The organism is Pseudonocardia sp. GCM10023141, from assembly GCF_042653605.1.
Genome location: NZ_JBHSIR010000026.1, coordinates 237591 through 258430, shown reverse-complemented (window position 1 = coordinate 258430; position 20840 = coordinate 237591). Strand labels below are relative to the sequence as shown.

Annotated in this window: 17 protein-coding genes; 14 read left to right on the top strand and 3 right to left on the bottom strand. The window is 72.5% G+C overall.

All coding sequences use genetic code 11. The annotated features are described in order from the left end of the window. Positions 1–73: 73 nt before the first annotated feature. The 6 genes from ACFPFQ_RS15380 to ACFPFQ_RS15355 all read left to right on the top strand — a co-directional run bounded on the left by ACFPFQ_RS15380 (position 74) and on the right by ACFPFQ_RS15355 (position 7076). A complete protein-coding gene (locus ACFPFQ_RS15380) occupies positions 74–1774 on the top strand; it encodes a TM0106 family RecB-like putative nuclease (RefSeq protein ID WP_379619169.1) in 1701 nt (566 codons plus the stop codon). 72 nt (positions 1775–1846) lie between these two features. Continuing rightward, positions 1847–3151, top strand: a complete 1305-nt coding sequence (locus tag ACFPFQ_RS15375) for a UDP-glucose dehydrogenase family protein (protein WP_379619167.1) — start codon at positions 1847–1849, stop codon at positions 3149–3151. A gap of 74 nt (positions 3152–3225) precedes the next feature. Continuing rightward, the gene (locus tag ACFPFQ_RS15370) at positions 3226–5019 is read left to right on the top strand and encodes a gamma-glutamyltransferase family protein (RefSeq protein WP_379619165.1); all 1794 of its coding nucleotides are present in this window, start codon (positions 3226–3228) and stop codon (positions 5017–5019) included. Positions 5020–5129: 110 nt separating this feature from the next. Beyond that, a complete protein-coding gene (locus tag ACFPFQ_RS15365) occupies positions 5130–5771 on the top strand; it encodes a TetR/AcrR family transcriptional regulator (RefSeq protein ID WP_379619163.1) in 642 nt (213 codons plus the stop codon). Positions 5772–5863: 92 nt separating this feature from the next. Then, positions 5864–6490 (top strand): TetR/AcrR family transcriptional regulator, encoded by a 627-nt coding sequence (locus ACFPFQ_RS15360; protein ID WP_379619162.1) that lies wholly within the window; start codon positions 5864–5866, stop codon positions 6488–6490. 49 nt (positions 6491–6539) lie between these two features. Then, complete coding sequence (locus ACFPFQ_RS15355; RefSeq protein WP_379619161.1) at positions 6540–7076, top strand: methylated-DNA--[protein]-cysteine S-methyltransferase; 537 nt, start codon at positions 6540–6542, stop codon at positions 7074–7076. 26 nt (positions 7077–7102) lie between these two features. On the opposite strand, the gene ACFPFQ_RS15350 is transcribed toward ACFPFQ_RS15355, so the two are convergent. Genes ACFPFQ_RS15350 through ACFPFQ_RS15340 form a run of 3 tightly spaced genes read right to left on the bottom strand, consistent with a single transcriptional unit; the run spans position 7103 to position 11228 of the window. Then, complete coding sequence (locus ACFPFQ_RS15350) at positions 7103–7903, bottom strand: YceI family protein (RefSeq protein WP_379619159.1); 801 nt, start codon at positions 7901–7903, stop codon at positions 7103–7105. Next, positions 7900–10698 (bottom strand): MFS transporter, encoded by a 2799-nt coding sequence (locus ACFPFQ_RS15345; RefSeq protein WP_379619157.1) that lies wholly within the window; start codon positions 10696–10698, stop codon positions 7900–7902. Before ACFPFQ_RS15345 ends, ACFPFQ_RS15350 begins: the two co-directional genes overlap by 4 nt. Continuing rightward, positions 10698–11228, bottom strand: coding sequence for a MarR family winged helix-turn-helix transcriptional regulator (locus tag ACFPFQ_RS15340; protein ID WP_379619155.1), 531 nt, complete (start codon positions 11226–11228; stop codon positions 10698–10700). Before ACFPFQ_RS15340 ends, ACFPFQ_RS15345 begins: the two co-directional genes overlap by 1 nt. 167 nt (positions 11229–11395) lie before the next feature. On the opposite strand from ACFPFQ_RS15340, the gene ACFPFQ_RS15335 reads away from it, so the two are divergent. The 8 genes from ACFPFQ_RS15335 (at position 11396) to ACFPFQ_RS15300 (ending at position 20798) form a co-directional block, all read left to right on the top strand. After that, positions 11396–12616, top strand: a complete 1221-nt coding sequence (locus tag ACFPFQ_RS15335) for a cytochrome P450 (protein WP_379619153.1) — start codon at positions 11396–11398, stop codon at positions 12614–12616. A 65-nt stretch (positions 12617–12681) separates the two neighbouring features. Then, positions 12682–13122 carry a hypothetical protein gene (locus ACFPFQ_RS15330; RefSeq protein WP_379619151.1) on the top strand — a complete coding sequence of 147 codons (441 nt, stop codon included), beginning with the start codon at positions 12682–12684 and terminating at the stop codon, positions 13120–13122. Between the two features lie 11 nt (positions 13123–13133). Further along, the gene (locus ACFPFQ_RS15325; RefSeq protein WP_379619149.1) at positions 13134–14009 is read left to right on the top strand and encodes an Fpg/Nei family DNA glycosylase; all 876 of its coding nucleotides are present in this window, start codon (positions 13134–13136) and stop codon (positions 14007–14009) included. Between the two features lie 8 nt (positions 14010–14017). Next, positions 14018–15223, top strand: coding sequence for a sensor histidine kinase (locus ACFPFQ_RS15320; protein ID WP_379619147.1), 1206 nt, complete (start codon positions 14018–14020; stop codon positions 15221–15223). A 253-nt stretch (positions 15224–15476) separates the two neighbouring features. Beyond that, positions 15477–16355 carry a S49 family peptidase gene (locus ACFPFQ_RS15315; protein ID WP_379619145.1) on the top strand — a complete coding sequence of 293 codons (879 nt, stop codon included), beginning with the start codon at positions 15477–15479 and terminating at the stop codon, positions 16353–16355. A gap of 135 nt (positions 16356–16490) precedes the next feature. Then, complete coding sequence (locus tag ACFPFQ_RS15310; RefSeq protein ID WP_379619274.1) at positions 16491–17363, top strand: LytR/AlgR family response regulator transcription factor; 873 nt, start codon at positions 16491–16493, stop codon at positions 17361–17363. A gap of 37 nt (positions 17364–17400) precedes the next feature. After that, the gene (locus tag ACFPFQ_RS15305) at positions 17401–18993 is read left to right on the top strand and encodes a hypothetical protein (RefSeq protein ID WP_379619143.1); all 1593 of its coding nucleotides are present in this window, start codon (positions 17401–17403) and stop codon (positions 18991–18993) included. Positions 18994–19013: 20 nt separating this feature from the next. Further along, entirely contained in the window at positions 19014–20798 is a 1785-nt protein-coding gene (locus ACFPFQ_RS15300; protein ID WP_379619141.1) for a cation acetate symporter, read from the top strand. Positions 20799–20840: the final 42 nt, after the last annotated feature.

Here is a 20840-nt window from a genome sequence, read left to right as displayed (position 1 = left end):
GATCGGGGGTGCGGGGTGCGGCGAGGGGTGTTGTGCGCGGAGGCTGTCGGTGCCGGTCATTACCCTCGACGGTGTGACCGCGATCGAGAACCGGCCTCCCGGTGTGCACCATCCCCGGGCCGGCGTGTCCCTCGATGCCGGCGCGCTCACCCGCTGCCGGCGCCGCATCCACCTCGATCACGATCCCACCGCGGCCGCGGCGCCGCGCGCGCTGCCCGATCCGGCGCTCGAGCAGCGGCGGGCCGATGCCGTCGAGCACCGCGTCCAGCTCGGGGTGCAGCTCGCCGCGGCCACCGGCCCGGGTTGGGCGGCCGTTCCCGGCGAGCTCCCGTCCCGCGAGCGGATCGCGGCCACCGCGGCTGCCGTCGCCGCCGAGGCCCCGCTGATCTGGGGCGCGGTGCTCCCCGATGCCGATGGCGCCGGGCGCCGGGGTGGTGCGGAGCTGCTGGTCCGGCTGCCGGGCGGCGGCTACATCCCGGTCATCGTGGTGCGCCACCGCATCACCGATCCCGGTGAGGGCGCCGTCACCTCCGCCGTGCTCGAGCCGTGGCCGCGTCGCAGCCTGCCCGATCCCACGCGCAAGGTGCGGTCCCAGCCGCGGGATCTGCTGCGGCTGGCGCATCTGCACCGCATGCTGCGGGCCGCCGGCTGGGCGCCGTCCGACGAAGTGCGCCACGCCCACCACGGCGGGGTCATCGGGATGGACGCCGACGTCGTCGTCTGGCACGACCTGCGTGCGGGCCACTGGCCCGGCGCCCGCTCCACGCTCACCGAGTACGACGCCCGCTTCGCCGATCGCACCGCCGTCGCCACCGCCGCGGCCACCGGTGCCCCGGCACTGGCCGAGCCGTCGCGCGTCAACGAGTGCCGCCACTGCCCGTGGTGGCCCACCTGCGAGTCCGTTCTCACCAGCGCGCAGGACGTCAGCCTCGTGGTGCGGGGCGAGATGGCCGTCGCGCTGCGCGAGTCGGGCATCACCACGGTCGCCGCGCTGGCCGCGCTCGATCCCGCAGGTGAGTCGCCGATCCCCACACCCTCCCCGTTCGCCGACACCGTCGCGCTGGCCAGGGCCTGGCAGCGGGGGCTGTCCGTGGTGCGCCGGGTGCCGCGCGTGGAGGTCCTGCGCGCCGACGTCGAGGTCGACATCGACATGGAGAGCTTCGGTGAGTCCGGCGCCTACATGTGGGGGGTGCTGCTCACCCATCCCGGCGGCAGCCGTCCGGGCGACGAGCCCGAGGGCTATCGCGCCTTCGCCACCTGGGATCCGGTGCCCACCGCCGACGAGGGCCGCTCCTTCGGCGAGTTCTGGACGTGGCTCTCGGGCGTCCGGTCCCGGGCCGCCGCCACGGGCCGCACGTTCGCCGCCTACTGCTACAACGAGCAGGCCGAGAACCGCTGGCTGCTCGCGTCGGCCCAGCGCTTCGCCGGTATGCCGGGCATCCCACCGCTGGCCGAGATCGAGCGGTTCATCGCCGAGCCCAGCTGGGTCGATCTGTTCGCGGTGGTCGACGAGTGGTTCCTCTGCGCGCACGGCAAGGGCCTCAAGCGGGTGGCCCCGTCGGCCGGTTTCACCTGGCAGGATCCCGAGGCGAGCGGGGAGAACTCCATGCGCTGGTACCGCGATGCGGTCGGTATGGACGGTGCCCCACCCGACCACACCCAGCGTGAGCGACTCCTCACCTACAACGCCGACGACGTCGCGGCCACGCAGGCGCTGCGCAGCTGGATGACCTCTCCGGCCATCACGAAGGTGCCGCTCGCCGCGTCGCTCTGAGCTGCCGCGAGGTTCACGCGGCGGCTCCCGCGGGGCCAGCTCACGTTCACCCGTTCGGAGCATCCTTCACGGATGTTCGCCCGTCGCATTGCCGTGGTCGGTACTGGTTACGTCGGTCTCACGACCGGTGCGTGTCTGGCCTCGTTGGGACATCGCGTGGTGTGTGCCGACATCGATACCGCCAAGATCGAACGCCTGCGCCGGGGCGAGGTCGACATCCTCGAACCCGGGCTCGTCGAGCTCGTGGTGGAGGGGATGGCCGCCGGGCGGCTGGAGTTCGTGGTGGGCGCGCGGGAGGCGATCTCGCGGCCGGACGAGCTGCCGGTCGAGGTGATGTTCCTGTGCGTGCCGACGCCGATGGGTGCCGGTGGTGCGGCGGACCTGTCGGCCGTGGAGGCGGTGGCCGCCGAGGTCCGGTCACTGCTGCCGTCGGGGTGCGTGGTGGTGAACAAGTCGACGGTGCCGGTGGGCACGGCGGCCGCGACGTTGGGGCTGCTCAACCGGCGTGACGTGGCGGTGGTGAGCAACCCGGAGTTCCTGCGCGAGGGCAGCGCGGTGCACGACTTCCTGCATCCGGACCGGATCGTGGTGGGGTGCGACGCGCAGGACGCGGCGGAGCGGGTGGCGGCGCTCTACTCGAAGCTGGGTGCGCCGACGGTGCTGACGGATGCGGCGAGCGCGGAGATGGTCAAGTACGCCGCGAACTGCTTCCTGGCGATGAAGCTCTCCTACGTCAACGCGCTGGCCGAGCTGTGCGACGTGCTGGGCGCCGACGTCGGCGCCGTCACGGAGGGCATGGGGTACGACCGGCGGATCGGGCAGGCGTTCCTGAAGCCGGGCCCCGGCTGGGGCGGGTCCTGCCTGCCGAAGGACACGAACGCGCTGGTGCAGGTGGCGGCGGCGGCAGGTCGGGAGCTGCCGATCGTCTCGGCGAGCATCGCGACCAACGAGCGGCAGCGCGTGCTGATGGTCGACAAGGTCCGCGACGCCGTGGGTGGGTCGCTGGCGGGCCTGCGGATCGGGCTGCTGGGACTGACGTTCAAGGCCGGCACGGACGATCTGCGGGATTCGCCCGCGCTGGCGGTGGCGGCGTTGCTACGCGTCGAGGGTGCGGAGCTGACGGGCTTCGACCCGGGGTGTCCGGTGGCGGTGCCCGGTGTCACCGACGACGTCACGGTGGTGAGCGACGCGCTGCTGGCGGCGAAGGACGCCGCGGCGCTGGTGGTGTTGACGGAGTGGCCGCAGTTCCGCTCGCTGGACTGGGCCGGGATCGCCGGGGAGATGGCCTGCCGGGTGGTGGTCGACACCCGCAACCTGTTGGATGCCGACGTGCTGCGGCGGGCGCGGATCTCCTGGGTCGGTGTCGGTCGCCGCTGACGTTCCGGCATACCGCATGTGGAATACCGCATACAAATCTGGTGAAGCCGGCGCCAGCGGGCGATGATCGGGCGATGGCGCCCATCACCCATGAGAAGCGGGGCGCGCACGGCGCTGCCTCCAGCACGCACCACCTCGGCACGGCCACCGCGATGGCGGTGCTCGCGCGCGGCGGCAACGCGTTCGACGCTGCCGTCGCCGCCGGTTTCGTGCTGCAGGTGGTGGAGCCGCACCTGTGCGGGCCGGGTGGCGAGGTGCCCGCGGTGTTCGTGACGGCCGCCGATCCGAGACCGCGGGTGCTGTGCGGACAGGGTGTCGCGCCGGCCCGGGCCACCGCCGCGGCGCTGCGTGATGACCTCGGCCTGGAGATCGTGCCCGGCACCGGGCTGCTCGCGGCCACCGTGCCGGGCGCGTGGGACGGCTGGCTGACGCTGCTGCGCGACCACGGCACCATGACGCTGGCCGATGTGCTCGAACCGGCGCTCGGGTACGCGGCCGGCGGGTTTCCGCTGGTCCCGCGCGTGCCGCTGACGATCGGTGCCGTCGCCGACCACTTCCGCGAGCACTGGCCGAGCTCGGCGCAGACATGGCTGCCCGGCGGCGCCGTGCCGTCGTCGACGCATCGCCTCCCGGCGCTGGCCGCCACCTGGCAGCGGTTGCTGGCGGTGGCGGCGGCGGCCGGCAGCGACCGCGTCGCGCAGATCGACGCCGCCCGCGATGCGTGGTACCGGGGGTTCGTCGCCGAGGAGATCGACGCGTTCTGCCGCACGCCGGTGCGCGACGAGTCGGGGCGCGACCATGCCGGCCTGCTCACCGCCGACGACATGGCCGTCTGGTCGGCGACCTACGAGGAGGCGCTGACCGTCGACGTCGGTGGGGGCTGGTCGGTGGCCAAGGTGCCGGCGTGGTCGCAGGGCCCGGTGCTGATCCAGACGCTGCAGCTGCTGCGCGACGCGGACCTTCTGTATACCGACGGTGTCGCGACGGCCGACACGGTGCACCGGGCCGTCGAGGCGGCGAAGCTGGCCTTCGCCGACCGGGAGGCCTGGTACGGCGACAGCGCGCCCGTCCCGCTCGACGAGCTCGTGTCGCGCGACTACGCGGAGCGCCGCCGAGCGTTGATCGGCGACACCGCGTCGCTGCAGCTGCGCCCGGGGACGCCGGGGGATCGCGATCCGCGGCTTGCGTCCTACGCGACGAGACTCCCGGCGACCGACGCCGGGGACGCGACCTCGACGGCCATGGGCACGGGGGAGCCGACAGTCGACCGCGAGGGCGTGACGCGCGGCGACACCGTGCACGTCGACGTCGTCGACGCCGCGGGCAACATGGTGTCGGCGACGCCGTCGGGCGGCTGGCTGCAGTCCTCGCCCACGATCCCGAAGCTGGGCTTCTGCCTGGGCACGCGCGCGCAGATGTTCTGGCTCGAGGACGGGCTGCCGTCCACGCTCACGCCGGGGCGGCGGCCGCGCACCACGTTGAGCCCGTCGCTGGCACTGTTCGACGGCGAGCCGCGCCTCGCCTTCGGGACCCCGGGCGGCGACCAGCAGGACCAGTGGCAGCTGTGCTTCTGGCTCGCGCACACCGTCGGCGGGCTGGACCTGCAGGCCGCCATCGACGCCCCGACGTGGCACTCCCTGTCGTTCCCGTCCTCGTTCGCGCCGCGCGGGTGGGAGCCGGGTGGGCTCGTGGCGGAGTCCCGGCTGGGGACGGCGAACCTCGACGAGCTGCGCCGCCGCGGCCACGTGGTGACCACGGCCGGTGCGTGGTCGCTCGGCCGGATGTCCGCGGTGGGCCGCGGCGACGGCCGCCTGCTGCGGGCGGCGGCCGACACCCGCAGCGGGGTGGGCTCGGCCGTCGCGTTCTAGCCGGCCGAACGCCCACTGGTTCATGATCCAACCGGAACCAGTGGGCGTTCGGCCAGCGCGGTAGCGGACTTACCGGCATCCCTGCCGGTAAGCGGGGCTATGCTGCGCGCGTGCAGCCAGTGCAGGACGGCAAGCCGGTGCGCCGCACCCAGGAGCAGCGCAGCGCCGCGATGCGCCGGCGGATCCTGGACGCCACGGTGCGTTGCCTCCAGGAGGACGGGTACGCCGGCACCACCACCGTCCGGGTGGTGGAGCGGGCAGGGGTCACCCGCGGCGCGCTGGCGCACCACTTCGCGTCGAAGGCCGACATGGTCGCGGCGGCGGTGAGCCACATCGCGGCCACCCGCACCGCGGAGCTCCTGCCGCGGCTCGAGGCGGCCAGGGCTGCCGCGGATCCGGTGGACGCCGGGCTCGAGCTGCTGTGGTCGGTGCACCAGGGGCCGCTGTTCGCAGCCGTCGTCGAGCTGTGGGTGGCCGCGCGCACCGACCCGGAGCTGCAGCGCAAGGTGGTGCTGGTGGAGCAGGAGACCAACGCGACCATCGTCGAGTACGCCAGGACGTTGTTCGGGCCCGGCGGGCAGCGCACTGCCGTGCGGCATGCCGTCTTCACGGCGATGGACACGGTGCGGGGCCTGCTGCTGACGCGGGTGGCGCTGCCGCCCGAGGAACCGGAGGCCCGGTGGCGGCGGGCCAAGGCAGACCTGCGTGTGGTGTTCGACCATGCGCTCGCCCGGGGCCAGGGTCCGGCGTGACACCAAGATCACTGGTGGATAGTGTTGCTGGAACATGGAGCTGGAATCACAAGCTGTAATGACGTTCCAGTACGCGATGACACGGAGGGATTGTGGCTACGACAACGCGGGCCCGGTCCGCGCGCGCCGATCGCACGGCAGCCACGCGGCGGCGGATCACCGACGCCGCGGCGCCGCTGTTCGTCGAGAGCGGCTACCTCGACACGACGATGGCCGGACTCGCCAAGGCGGCGGGGGTGGCCGTGCAGACGCTCTACCTCTCCTTCGGCAGCAAGGCGGCGGTTCTGGAGGGCGCGCTGGCCGGTGCGGCCGAGGATCATCCGTCCGGGTGGCTCGAGCAGCTGGCCGGAGAGCCCGACGGGACGGTCGCGCTCGCGCGCTACGTCGCGCAGGCTGCCGTCGTGCTGGAGCGCCAGCACCCGCTCGCCGCCGTCCTGCGTGCCGCCGCAGCCGACCCGGAGCCCGCCGACCTGCTGGTGCGCACGCGCGCAGCGGCGCTGGCGCAGCATGCTGCCGCCATCGACGAGCTGGCCGAGAAACCGGGCTTCACCCTGCAGATCACGGTGGCGCGGGCCACCGAGATCATGGCGACGCTGCTCTCGGCGGAGGCCTTCGGACTGCTCGTCGTCGAGCACTCCTGGGCTGCGGCCGACTGGGCGGACTGGACCAACCGGCACCTCGCCGCCGACCTCTTCCCGACCGTGTCCGAGCAGGGATGATGTCCGATTTCCGCTGGGTTCGCCCGTGCCGGGGGGCCAGAATGGGACCGTGGCATTCACCTGGACCGTCGTTCCCGCTCCCGCACCGATCGGTGCGCTGACGATCGGCGTCACCGACATCGGGCTGGCGCTGGTCGCCTTCGGTGATCATCCGGAGGCGGCGGAGAAGGCCGCGGCCAAGCTGGGTGAGCCGCTGGAGCAGGGTGCCGCCACCGACGCGGTGGCCGCCGAGCTCGCGGAGTACTTCGCCGGCAGGCGCACCACGTTCGACGTACCGCTGGACTGGCGGCTGACCAGCGCCGGGTCGCAGCGGCGCGTGCTGGCGTCGCTGTACGAGACGGTCGGCTACGGCGCGGTCGTCACCTACGGCGAGCTCGCCGAGCGCAGCGGGCTGGGCAAGGCCTACACCGCGGCGCGCGGGGTCGGCTCGATCATGGGGTCCAACCCGATCCCGGTGGTGGTGCCGTGCCACCGCGTCATGGCCTCGGACGGGCTGGGCGGGTTCGGCGGCGGCCGCCCGACGAAGGAATGGCTGCTCGGGCTGGAGGGCGTGCTCACCCCGGCCCTGGACTTCGGGCTGGACTGAGCACGCCCGCCGGCGCCAGCCAGCGGCTACGAGCGGACGGCCTCGATGTCGATGTCGATCCGCAGCGTGCGACCCACCACGAGCAGCCCGGCGAGCACCGACTGGTTCCAGCGGATCGCGAAGTCGTCGCGCGAGACCTCCGCGGTGGCCGTGAACCCCGCCCGCACCCCGCCCCACGGGTCGGGCCCGGTACCGCGGTAGAGCACCTGCAGCGGCACGTGCGCGCTCACGTCCTTGAGCGTGAGCACCCCGTCGACCACCCAGTGGGTGGCGTCGGTGCGGCGCAGCCCCTCGCTCTTGTAGCGGATCTCCGGGTAGGCCAGCACGTCGAGGAAGTCGGCGCTGCGCAGGTGCTCGTCGCGCATCGCGTCGTCGGTGGCCACGGCGCTCGGATCGATGAGCACCTCCACGGAGCTGTGCTCCAGCGGATCGGCCACCTGCACCTGCCCGCTGAACGAGCCGAGCCTGCCGTGCACGCGGCTCATCCCGAGGTGCAATGCCGTGGCCCGGATGCTCGAGTGGACCGGGTCGATCGTCCACGTGCCCGGTGCCGGCAGCACGGCGCCGCCGGCCCGGGGCAGTTCGAGCACGCCGAGGTCGGTGACCGGGCCGCTGCCGACCGTCACGGTGCGGGCGAGCGGGTCGTGCCCCGCCGCCGCGACGATCAACGTGTACAGCCCTGCGGGCAGGTCGTCGAGTGCGAAGCGCCCGTCGGTGTTGCTGGCAGTGCGCCCGCGCTGCACCCCGGTCATGTCGACCGCTGTGAGCGTGCCACCGGGAACCGGCCAGCCGTCCGGGGTGGACAGCAGGCCGGCGACGGCGGTCACCGGAACGCCTCGGCAACGGGCTGCGACGTCGCGGTGGAACCGAGCTCCACCAGCGCCGAGGCCTGCGCGCCCGCTGCCACCTGCACGACCTGCGCCACCGGGGCGTAGCCGCTCGCGGTCAGCGTGTAGCTGCCCTCGGCGAGGTCCTCGAAGACGAACGAGCCGTCCGGGCCGGTCACCGTGGACGCGACGACGGTGCCGTTCGCGTCGACGAGCGTCGCGATCGCCTCCTCGACGGCGCGGCCGTTGCTCGCGGCGAGGACCGTGCCGAGCAGCCGCGACCGGCGCGGCAGCTCCAGATCGCGCTCGACGGTGGTGTCGAGGCCGAGCACGACGCTGACCGCGACGGGCTGGTAGCCGGCTCCGGCCGCCGTCAGCGTGTAGGCGCCGTCGGGAACGCCGGCCAGGACGTAGCGGCCGTCCGGGCCCGCAACGCCGGTGGCGGCGACGTCACCGCGGGCGTCGATCAGCGTGATGGCGACCGCGCCGACGACACGCGTGCCACCGGCCGGGTCGGGCGTGTGGACCACGCCGCGCACCCCGCTGGTGCCGGTGAGCATGACGTCGTGACGGGCGGCCGTGTCGGCGACCGCGACGAGCGCGGCGTGCGGCTGGTAGGTGCCCGACGCGGCGACGACGAGGTAGGTGCCCCCCGCGCGCAGTGCCACGCCGTACCGGCCCTCGTGGTCGGTGGTGGTGCGGGCCTCCTGCCGGCCGGTCGGGTCGGCGACCGTGACCACGACCTGGGCGAGCCCGACACCGTCACCCCGGGCGACGGTGCCCTGGATGGCGGGTCCGCTGGTGAGGGACCCGGAAGGCTCCGGGAGTCCGGCTGCCACGGCGGCCTCCTTGAGGGTGCTGATCGGACTGGGTTCACTGATCCCGTTGACGGCGGGCAGGTGCCCGTTGCCGTTGCCGTTGCCGTTGCCGTTGGTCGCGACCGCGGGGTGGCTCGGCTCGAACGGGCCCAGGGCGTGCCGTCCGGGGCCGGGATCGCCGGCGGCCGACTGCAGTTCGGCCGTGGCCGCCTCGGCCGGCAGCGTGGATCCGGCGAGCGGCGCCTCGGACAGCGCCGCGTTCGCGATCGCCCGATCGGCGATCTCCTGGTCCTCCTGTGCCCTGGCCTGCGCGCCGGACATGGTGCGCAGCGGGAGCTCCTTGACGAACAGCACCACGATGAACGCGATCGCCAGTACCGCGGCCACGATGATGAACGTCAGCGTCATCGAGTCGGTGAACCCGGCGAGGAACGGGTGGGCCAGCCGCGCGTCGATGCGCTGCAGGAACGAGGAGTCGGCCAGCACGTTGGACGCGCCGCCGTCACCGCCACCCGACAGGGCTGCGAGCACCGGCTGGTTCACCGGGTTCGCTCGCACGGCCGGGTCGGCCAGTGCGGCCTGGAACTTCGGCGTGGTGGCCGCCGTGCGGAACTGGTCGGCGATCTTGTCGGTGACGGTGGAGAACACGATCGACAGGAAGACGGCCGTGCCGAGCGTGCCGCCGAGCTGCCGGAAGAACGTGGACGACGCGGTGGCGACGCCCATGTCGCGCGGCGGCACGGCGTTCTGCACGGCGAGCACCAGCGTCTGCATGCAGCAACCGAGGCCGAGGCCGAACATCAGCATGTAGAGGTCGAACTCCCACAGCGGGATCTCGACGGTGAGCTGGAAGTGCAGCAGCAGCGCCGCGCCGACCATCAGTGCGGTGCCGACGACCGGGAAGATCTTGTAGTGCCCGGTGCGGGACGTGACCTGGCCGGAGACGATGGACGCGACCATGATCCCGGCGACGAGCGGCAGCATCAGCAGGCCGGCCTCGGTCGGGGTGGCCCCGTGCACGATCTGCAGGAACTGGGGCAGCAGGGCGAGCCCGCCGAACATGCCCATGCCGATGACGATGCCCGAGAGGCTGGTCAGCGTGAACGTGCGGTTGCGGAACAGGTGCAGCGGCAGCAGCGCGTCGTCACCGTAGAAGCGCTCGGCGAGCAGGAAGAGCACGAGCCCGACGGCGCCGATGATGTAGCAGACGATGGCGTCGGTGGAGCCCCAGCCCCATTCGCGGCCCTGCTCGGCCACGATCAGCAGCGGCACCAGGAAGATCGCGAGGGTGACCGCTCCTGGCCAGTCGATGCGGTGCGGGCGTGAGGTGTGCGGCACGTTCAGCACGCGGGCGACGACGATCAGCGCGATCGCGCCGAGCGGCACGTTGACCAGGAAGATCCAACGCCAGCCGTCGATGCCCAGGATGTCGGCCTGGCCCGAGAGCACGCCGCCGATGACCGGGCCGATGACGCTCGAGGTGCCGAACACCGCGAGGATGTAGCCCTGGTACCTGGCGCGTTCCCGCGGCGGCACGATGTCGCCCAGGATCGTCAGCGCCAGTGAGAACAGGCCGCCGGCGCCGAGGCCCTGCACCGCGCGGAACGCGGCGAGCTCGTACATCGACGTGGCGAACACGCAGAGGATCGAGCCGACGATGAAGATCCCGATGGCGAGCAGGAAGAACGGCTTGCGGCCGTAGATGTCCGACAGCTTCCCGTACAGCGGCGTGCTGATCGTGCCGGTGATGAGGAACGCCGTGGTGGCCCACGCCTGCAGGGACAGCCCGCCCAGGTCGTCGGCGATGGTGCGGATGGCCGTCGAGACGACGGTCTGGTCGAGCGCGGCCAGGAACATCCCGAGGGCGAGGCCACCCAGGATCGTCAGCACCTGACGATGGCTCAGCTCACCCTTGGGCGGCGCAGCGCCCTGCTTGGTGGGGGCGCCACCGATCTCGGGGACGACTTCGGTGGACATCAGTTCTCTCCTCCTGGACGGCGGTCGTCCCGCCTGTCCCATTCCTGCATGCCGTCGGCGAGCTGTCCGAGCAGCTGGGCGACCTGCCGCCGGGCTTCCGGCGGCCAGCCCTGGAGCACGGACGTGATGAGCTCACCGCGCCTGCGACGTCCTGACGCGCACCGGTCGACGCCTGCCTCGGTGGCGACGAGGCGGTGGGCCCGCCCGTCGTCGGGGTCCGGCCGGCGCTCGGCGAATCCCGCCTCGACCAGCGCGGTGACCTGTCGGCTCACGGTGGACGGATCGGTGCCGACGGCAGCGGCGATCTCACCGACCCGCAGCGGTCCCTTGTCGACCAGCTGGGTGAGGACAGCCGCAACGGCGATGTCCTCGCGTCCCTTGAGCCGGGTGACGACCCGGACCAGGCGCATGAGCTCGCGGCCGACGTGGTCGGCGAGCTCCGGGTCACCCCCGGCGAGGGTGGCCCGGTCGAGTCCCGTGCAGGAGAGCTCGCCATCGGCGAGGTCCACCCGTTCGGCCGGCGCGGTCATACTTTACCTTTGCTTTGCTTGTAGCACGCAACGACTTGCGTGGCTCAAGCATGGACCTGCGAAACGTAGATCGGCAACTCGGTTCCGGCCGGTTCGACGTGATCCCGACCACCGTCGGGAACTTTCCCGGGCTCGACGATCAGCCCGTGACCGGGTAGGCACAGGCCGTGCCCGACGTCTTCGATCCGCGCGTCTTCGCCCGCGCCGTGCCCCACGACGACCTGCGCGTGCTGCGCGACACCGCCCCGGTGAGCTGGCAGGACGAGCACGAGGTCGGCATCTGGCCCGCCGGGCCCGGGTTCTGGGCCGTCACCCGCTACGACGACGTGCGGCACGTGCTGCGCAGCCCCGCCGACTACTCCTCGTCGCTCGGGGCCACCCAGATCCGCGATCCCGACGCCGCCGACCTGCCGTTCATCCGCCGGATGATCCTCAACATGGACCCGCCCGAGCAGGTCCGCCTGCGCACGCTCGTGACCGGGGCGTTCACCCGGCGCCGGCTCGAACGGTTCGCCGCGACGATCCAGGAGCGCGCCGCGGCACTGCTCGCCGGGGCCGGCGGCCGCTGCGACCTCCCGCGCGACGTCACCGACGACCTGCCGCTGCAGAACCTCTCCGACCTGCTCGGCGTCCCCGTCGCCGATCGGGCGCTGCTGCTGGAGTGGACCAATCGCGTGATCGGCTACCAGGACCCCGAGCACGCGACGGTCGTCACGGACGCCGACGGCCGCCCCGTCAACCCGCGCTCGCCCGCGATGCTCGCCGACATGTTCGGCTACGCCCACGAGCTCGCCGAGCGCAAGCGGCGGGAGCCTGCCGACGACGTCATGACGGCGCTCGTCGCGGCCGAGGTCGACGGCGAGCGGCTCACCGACACCGAGCTCGAGATGTTCTTCTTCCTGCTCGTGATCGCGGGCAACGACACGGTGCGCAGCGCGCTGCCGGGCGGGGTGCTGACGCTGCTGCAGAATCCGGACGCCTACCGGCGGCTGCGCGCCGAGCCGGACCTGCTGCCATCGGCGATCGAGGAGATGCTGCGCGTCCACCCGCCGGTGCTGACGTTCCGGCGCACCGCGACCCGCGACCTCGTGCTCGCCGGGCAGCCGATCGCCGCAGGTGACAAGGTCGTCGTCTACCACGTCTCGGCCAACCACGACGAGCGCCGCTTCCCCGACCCGTTCCGGTTCGACCCCGCCCGCACGCCCAACGACCACCTGGCGTTCGGCCAGGGGCCGCACCTGTGCATGGGGGCCGCGTTCGCCCGGCTGCAGATGCGGGCCTTCTTCACCGAGTTCCTCGCGCTGCCGCCGGTCGAGCTCGACGGGGAGTCGAAGCGGCTCACCTCCAACTTCATCAACGGGGTCACCCGACTACCGCTGCGCTGGTGACCCCGCAACGGCCTCCGATGTGGGAAAGTTGGAGGAGGTAGTGGCCCCCGACAACGGCAGGGACGATGCGCACGAAGACGGTCATCGGCGTCGACTCGCGGGAGTGGTCGGTGCGCCGCAACATCGAGTGGTCGCTGCCGGCCACGGGTGATGACTTCGAGCACGACGTCGACGGCGGCCGTGGCGCTGCCGTGCTGATCCTCTCGGCCCTGTTCGTGTTCTGGGTCATCATCTTCTTGTGGGCGCCCAAGCTCGTCCACGTGCCCTGGTACCTGTGGGTGATCGGCGTGGCCATCGTGGCGTTCTTCCCGGTCCGCTGGTGGCTGCGCAGGCCATGGACGGTCGTCGCGGAGACCGCTGGCAGCTACGACCTGCCGGCGGAGCGCTGGACCGGACTCGTCCGCGGCGGCTCGTCGGCCAAGGAGGAGCTCCGCATCGTCGTCCGCAGGCTGCGCACCCAGGGCACCCCCGGCCACGCCGACAGCCCGCTGCAGCCGGTGAACTAGGCAGGCGCCCCGTGCCCGAACTACCCGAGATCGAAGCCCTCGCCCACCACCTGCGCGAGCACGCGCTCTACCGGCCGGTGGCGCGCGTCGACGTCGCGTCGATGAGCGCGGTCAAGACCTTCGACCCGCCGGTCGCGGCGCTGGTCGGGCGCGTCGTCACCGGGGCGGCGCGCTACGGGAAGTTCCTGTCCGTCGAGTTCCTCGACCGGCCCGACGACCCGCTGCACCTGATCACGCACCTGTCCCGGGCCGGCTGGCTGCGGTGGCACGACACGGCGGGCACCACCCCGCCGAAACCGGGACGCGGGCCGCTGGAGCTTCGGGTGCACCTCGATCACGTAGGTGGGCCGGGCTTCGACCTCACCGAGGCCGGCACGCAGAAGCGCCTCGCCGTCTACCTGGTGCCCGATCCGCAGCAGGTGCCCGGCATCGCGCGGCTGGGTCCCGACGCGCTCGCGCTTTCCCGCGCCGAGTTCGGCGAGCTGCTCGCGGGGCACGGCGAGCGCATCAAGACGTTGCTCGTGGAACAGACGGTGCTCGCCGGCGTCGGCAACGCCTACAGCGACGAGATCCTGCACACCGCCAAGCTGTCGCCCTACGCGGCGTCGGGGCGGCTGAAACCCGAGCAGGTCGACGCGCTCTACGACGCGCTGCGCTCGATCCTCACCGACGCCGTCGAGCGTTCGGTGGGGCAGAAGGCGGCCGAGCTGAAGGGTGAGAAGCGCTCCGGGCTGCGCGTACACGCACGCACCGGGCTGCCCTGCCCGGTCTGCGGCGACACCGTGCGGGAGGTCTCCTTCGCGAACAAGTCGTTCCAGTACTGTCCCGGCTGCCAGACCGGCGGCAAGCCACTTGCCGATCGGCGGCTCTCCAGGCTGGTGAGGTAGGAGCTGACGTGGGAGACCTGATCGGTTCCCCAACCGTGCTGATCGTCGCGATCGCCGTCATCGTGCTGATGATCGTGCTCGTGGTCGTGCTGGTGCTGCGCAACCGGCGCAACACGTTCGCCACGCCGTTGGAGAAGGCCACCTTCGCCACCCTGCACACCGTCGCGCTCGCCGCACCGGCGCTGCGCGAGGGCCTGTCCCACACCTCGGCCTCGTTCGCGCTGCCCTACCTGCGGCAACTGCTCGACACCTGCGCCATCGCGATGACCGACAACCGGGGGCTCACGCTCGGCTGGGACGGCGACGCCGACCAGCACGAACCCGACGTCCGGTCGCTGGCGGAGCTGGTGATGTCCACCGGACGCCAGCAGGTGGCGTCGCACACGTCGATCTCGTGCGATCACCCCAACTGCGAGGTGCGCGGCATCGTCGTGGTGCCGCTGGAGACCGACGGGGCCATCGTCGGCACCCTGGCAGCGCTCACCACGTCCACGGCGGGGCCGGTGCTGCTGCGGGCCACCGCCGAGGTCGCGCGCTACGTCTCGAGCCAGCTGGAGCTCGCCGAGCTCGACGAGTCGCGCGCCCGCCTCAACCGGGCCGAGGTGCGGGCCCTGCGCGCGCAGATCTCGCCGCACTTCGTCTACAACGCGCTCACCACCATCGCGTCGTTCATCCGCACCGACCCGGTGCGCGCCCGCGAGCTGCTGATCGAGTTCGCCGACTTCACCCGGTACTCGTTCCGCACGGCGGGCGACTACACCACGCTGCAGGACGAGCTCACCAACATCGAGCGCTACATCGCGTTGGAGAAGGCGCGGTTCGGCAACCGGCTCAACATCAAGCTGCAGATCGCGCCCGAGGTGCTGTCGGTCGTCCTGCCGTTCCTGGCGCTGCAGCCGCTCGTCGAGAACGCCGTGCGGCACGGCCTGGCGAGCAAGCCCAACGGCGGCACGATCACCATCACGGCCGAGAACGCCGGGGCCGAGTGCGTGATCATCGTCGAGGACGACGGCATCGGCATGGACCCCGCGCGGCTCACCGAGGACCTCGACGACGCCCACCTCTCCGGCGCCCACGTCGGCCTCGGCAACGTCGACGACCGGATGCGCTCCACCTTCGGCGACGACTTCGGCCTGGTCGTCGATACGGCGCTCGGAGCCGGCATGAAGATCACCCTCCGCGTTCCGAAGTTCCGGGCGGGCATCCGCGTCTGACCCCCCGATTTCGCAATTCCAACACGCTGATTTCGCGATCTCGACACGCTGATTGGCCGTCTCGACACGGCGAGTGTGCGGTTTCGACACGGCGTGACCGTGCGACGCGTGCTGGATCGGCCCACACACCGTGTCGGATCGGCGAAATCGGCGTGCTCGATCGGCGAAATCGGCGGTGTGGACGGGTGGGTGGGGCGGCTCGTGGGTGCGCTTCAGCCTGCTGGGGGGTGGGGTGGCCGCGTAGCGTGGCGGCATGGAAGCGCTCCGTCTCCCCGAGAGTCTGACGTCCCGCCTACCCGGACGGCTGGGGGAGCGGGAGAAGGCGGTCGTCTCCGTGGTCCGGCTGCACGGCGTGATCAGTGCCGCGACCGGTCCGCTGCCGCGTTCGGTGATCAACGCGGCTGCGCTGGAGAAGACGCTCGTGCGCGCGTTCGCGCCGGAGCGCCTCGCCGCCGTCGCGCTCCAGATCAACTCGCCGGGCGGTTCCCCCACCCAGTCGGCGCTCGTGGCCGATCGGATCCGCGGGCTCGCCGAGGACAAGGGCGTGCCGGTGCTCGCGTTCTGCGAGGACGTCGCCGCCTCGGGCGGGTACTGGCTGGCGTGCGCGGCCGACGAGATCTTCGCCCACCCGACGTCGCTGGTGGGCTCCATCGGAGTGGTCAGCCAGGGCTTCGGGCTCGACGGGCTGATCGAGCGGTTCGGCGTCCAGCGGCGCCTCTACACGGCAGGAACGTCCAAGGCGCGGCTCGACCCGTTCCTGCCGGAGAAGCCCGAGGACGTCGCCTGGCTGCGCGGCCTGCAGGACCAGCTCCACGAGATGTTCCAGCACTGGGTCACGGAGCGGCGGGGCGACAAGCTGAAGGCCGGGGCGGAGCTGTTCACCGGCGAGGTGTGGACCGGAGCGAAGGCCGTCGAGCTCGGCCTCATCGATGGGCTGGGCACGGCGCGCTCGGTCCTCACCGAAAGGTTTCCCGATGCCGAACAGGTGTCCGTGGAGGGCCGCAAGCCGCTCCTCGCCCGCCTCGGTCTGGGCGGCGCGCCGGCAGCACAGGGTGCTACCAGCGCTGATCTCCTTTTGGGGGTGACGCAGGCGGCCGAGATCCGGGCAACGTGGGCAAGGTACGGTTTGTAGCGCGGTGTGATCGAGTGAACTCGATTGGTGTTGGCCTCTGGCACTCACACGGATTGGCCGTCACCATGGTCGACGGAGCCGGGCGTGATCGTCCCGGATCCGGCGCGAGCACCGGACACGCAGGATGAGGAGATCGTGGACAGCAACGACAGCTCCGGAGGCCTGGTCGTCCTTGCGGTGGATGACGAGGAACCGGCTCTCGAAGAACTGGCCTACCTGCTGGGTGAGGATTCCCGCGTCGGGCTCGTGCTGAAGGCGTCCGACGCCACCGACGCGCTGCGCATCCTGAACAGCCGGCAGGGGGTGCGCGAGGCCGCCACCGCCGGGCAGCCCAACCGGGGGATGGCCAACCCGATGACGGGCACGCGCGTGGCCGAGCGCACCGATGTCGAGGTCGTCTTCCTCGACATCCGGATGCCCGGCCTCGATGGTCTCGAGCTGGCGCGCGTCTTCTCCTCGATGGCGGTGCCGCCCTCGGTCGTCTTCGTCACCGCCCACGACGACCGCGCTGTCGACGCGTACGAGGTGGGTGCCGTCGACTACCTGCTCAAGCCGCTGCGCGCCGAGCGGCTCGCCGCCTCCATCGACCGCATCCTGGCCTCCAAGGCAGCCGGTGCCGTCGAGGCGCCGCGCGAGGAGGGCAACGAGGACGAGGTCATCCCCGTCGAGCTGGCGGGCACCACGAAGCTCGTCCCGCGCTCGGCGGTGCGCTACGTGGAGGCTCAGGGCGACTACGCCCGGCTGCACACCCACGAGGGCAGCCACCTGGTCCGCATCCCGCTGTCGGTGCTCGAGGACCGCTGGCGCGACGCCGGCTTCGTGCGCATCCACCGCTCGTTCCTGGTGTCGCTGCCGCTGGTCACCGAGCTGCGGCTGTCCGGATCGGGCTACGTCGTGCGGGTCGGCAACGGCCCCGACTGCGCGGAGCTGCCGGTGAGTCGCCGCCACACGCGGGAGCTCAAGGACCGCCTGGTGCGCGCCACGAAGCAGGCATGGAGCCAGCGATGATCCCTTCCCGTCAACCTCGCCGTAGCGAGGGAGTTCGGTGAGCACGTTCACCGACGGCGCGCCGCCGTCGGTGACACCCGAGCCGGGGGACTCGGGTCCTGAACACGGCCGCGGCCCCGATGACGCGACCGCGGAGCCCGCCACCGACTGGCTCCAGCAGGAGATCCAGCGCCGTATCGCGGCCAAGAGCTCCGGATCGGGTGGCCGGCACGCCCGGCGCGATGCCTCCGGCCGCAACGGGGCCGCTCAGCAGCAACAACAACGCCGCAGCGACGGGCCGGGCGGTGCCCTGCCGCCACCGATCGGGTCTCCCGTGCAGCCGCCGCCCCGGCGGTTGCGCACCGATCGGCCCGGCCAGAGTGCTGCCTGGTCCGGTCCGCAGCGCCCCGATCAGAACGGTGGGCCGCAGGAGCGTCCGGCCGTTCCCGCGCGTCCGGCGCCGCCGTCGGGGTCCGCCGCCGCCCGGCTGCTCTCCCTGCCCCCGGTCACGCCCCCTCCGGTCACGCCACCTCCTGCTTCCCCGCCTCCGGCGACGCCGGCTCCGGTCGGGCTCCAGCAGCCGACCGGGCCGCACCAGGCCGGGCCGCCCGCGCAGGTGTCCGGTCCGCATCAGCTCCCGCCGCCGGTGTGGCGGCCGCAGCCGTCCGGCCCGCACCCGATCCCGCTACTGCCGTCGCTGCCCGCACGGGTGCAGCCCACCGGCCCGCTCCCCGTGGATCAGGGGCAGCCCGACGAGGGCGTCCCCGACGGTCTCGTGGAACGTGCTGCGCCCGCCCGTTCGGTCGCCGACCAGGGCGCGCCGCCCCAGGCTGCCGTATCCGCTCCGAGCGCCCCACCGCGGCCCCAGGAGCAGCCCGCCCAGCAGCAGCCCGCCCAACAGCAGCAGCCCCCGGCCGCACCGGTCGAGCAGGCCGCGGCGGCTACCCGGTCGGCCCCGCCCGCTCCGCCCCAGCCCCAGTCGCCCCAGCCCCAGTCGCCCCAGCCCCAGCCCGGCTACGGGCAGCAGGCCTTCGCCCCGCCGTCGCACCCCACGTTCCCGCCGCGCCCGCAGGCACCGCCTGCCGATGTCGGCGAGGTGATCTGGTCGGCTTCGGTCACGGCCACGGCGCCCTACCCGCCGGTCAGCACGCCCCCGCCGGGCACGGTGTCGGTTCCGGAGCAGCGCTCGGCCACCCCGGGCGCGCTGTTCGACGACCGGCCCGATGGCCGCAGCACCGATGGCCGCAGCACCGATGGATCCGCCGATACCGACGACGAGAACGACGACGACCTGCCCAACAAGCGGGTGCGGGTGGTGCTGGCCGAGCGCAAGGGGGTCGCCCGGCCGGTGCGCACGGTCGTCGACATCCAGGAGGGCACCGGCGTCGGTGAGCTGCTGCGCAGCAACCTGATCGGATCCCAGCTGACGGTGGCGCTGCGGTTCGCGGTCTTCGCGGGGCTCACGCTCGGCGTGCTCCCGGTGCTGTTCGCGCTCGTGCCGGAGATCGGCCGGATCAGCGTGCTGGGCCTGCGCCTGCCCTGGCTCATCCTCGGCGTGCTGGTGTACCCGTTCCTGCTGGGCCTGGGCTGGTGGCACACGCGCACGGCCGAGCGGGTGGAGCAGAACTTCGCCGACCACGTGCAGGACTAGAACATGCGCAGGACCAGGGGTTGAGCACCGGAGCCATCGTCGCGCTCGTCGCCATCGCGCTCGTCGGCATCGTCTCCGCGGTGATCGGCTCGCTCGGGGTCCGGGTGGCGCGCAGCACGTCGGACTTCCTGGTGGCGTCGCGCACCGTCGGCTCGGTGGCCAACGCGAGCGCCATCTCGGGGGAGTACCTCTCGGCCGCGTCGTTCCTCGGCATCGCGGGACTCATCCTCCGCGAGGGCGCCGACGCGCTCTGGTACCCGGTGGCCTTCGTCGCGGGCTATCTCGCGCTGTTGTTGTTCGTGGCGGCGCCGCTGCGCCGATCGGGCGCCTACACGGTGCCGGACTTCGCCGAGGCGCGGCTCGCCTCGCCGGTGCTGCGGCGCATCTGCACCGCCGTCGTCCTGCTGATCGGCTGGCTCTACCTGCTCCCGCAGCTGCAGGGGGCGGGGCTCGCACTCACCACGTTGACGGCGCTGCCCGCCTGGACCGGGGTCGCCGGGGCCGGCGTGGTCGTGCTGCTGACGGTCGTCGGTGGCGGGATGCGCTCGATCACGTTCGTGCAGGCATTCCAGTTCTGGCTGAAGCTGACGGCGCTGGCCGTTCCCGCCGTTGTCGTGCTCGGCCTGTTCCTCTCCGACGCCAGCACCTTCGACCGCCCGGTCGGGCCACAGTTCCGCGACACCACGAAGGTCCAGATCCGGACGCCGGTGGTGCTCGAGGTGGCCGAGCCGGTCCCGTTCGAGGCCGCCGGCGTGATCGACTCCGTTCCCGTGTCGGGTCCGGTCACGTGGCAGCCGGGAACCCATGAGGTTGCCGCAGGCACCACGCTGACGTTCGCCAAGGGCGCCGTCGTGCCCTCGGTGGTCGGTACCCCTGCCACCGACCGTGCCTGGCTCGAACCGATGTCGGGCAACAAGGGCAACCAGCTCCTGGAGATCTACTCGATCCTCATCGCCGGGTTCCTGGGCACGATGGGCCTGCCCCACGTGCTGGTGCGCTTCTACACCAACGCCGACGGCCGTGCGGCCCGCCGCACCACGGTGGCGGTACTGGGCATGATCGGCGCCTTCTACATGCTCGTGACGCTGCTGGGCGCGATGTCGCGGCTGTACGTGCCGCAGCTGCTGGCCAGCGGCAACACCGATGCCGCCGTGCTGCTCGTCCCCACGGCGGCGCTGGGGCAGGGCTGGCTGGGCTGGCTCGTCGGCGGGCTCGTTGCCGCCGGGGCCGCCGCGGCGTTCCTGTCGACGTCATCGGGGCTGGTCGTGAGCCTGGCGGGCGTGCTGTTCACCGACGTGCTGGGCGGGCGGTGGAAGGACTTCCGGCTGGCGGCGGTGCTGGCCACCGTCGTGCCGCTGGTGCTCGCGCTGTGCGTCTCCCGGCTGGACTTCTCGCTGACCGTGCCGCTGGTGTTCGCGGTGGCGGCGTCCACGTTCTGCCCGCTGCTGGTGCTGGGCATCTGGTGGCGCGGGCTGACGGCGCCGGGTGCGGTCGCCGGTGTCGTCGTCGGCGGGCTGCTCTCGATGGGAGCAACCGGCGTCAGCATGTTCGCGGAGGTGCCCGCCGACTGGGTGGGTGTGCTGCTCTACCGCCCCGCCGCGGCCACGGTTCCGGTGGCGTTCCTGACGATGGTCCTGGTCAGCAAGCTCACCCGGGCCCGGGTCCCGGACGGGGTCGAGGGTGCGCTGCTGCGCCTGCACGCGCCGGAGCGGCTCGGGCTGAGCCACGATCGGCTCACGCCGAGCAGGCAGGCGTCCAATCGGGTCAACTCCAATGCCCGCAATCCCGATCGGCTGGATCGATGAGCTCCCCGTCGCGGGCGGTGTCCCGTGGTGGGCCGAGTTGAC

Coding starts and splice junctions, on each gene's coding strand:
- ACFPFQ_RS15375 (WP_379619167.1), top strand. CDS start 1,847: ATGTTCGCCCGTCGCATTGCCGTGGTCGGTACTGGTTACGTCGGTCTC.
- ACFPFQ_RS15370 (WP_379619165.1), top strand. CDS start 3,226: ATGGCGCCCATCACCCATGAGAAGCGGGGCGCGCACGGCGCTGCCTCC.
- ACFPFQ_RS15345 (WP_379619157.1), bottom strand. CDS start 10,698: ATGTCCACCGAAGTCGTCCCCGAGATCGGTGGCGCCCCCACCAAGCAG.
- ACFPFQ_RS15340 (WP_379619155.1), bottom strand. CDS start 11,228: ATGACCGCGCCGGCCGAACGGGTGGACCTCGCCGATGGCGAGCTCTCC.
- ACFPFQ_RS15330 (WP_379619151.1), top strand. CDS start 12,682: ATGCGCACGAAGACGGTCATCGGCGTCGACTCGCGGGAGTGGTCGGTG.
- ACFPFQ_RS15315 (WP_379619145.1), top strand. CDS start 15,477: ATGGAAGCGCTCCGTCTCCCCGAGAGTCTGACGTCCCGCCTACCCGGA.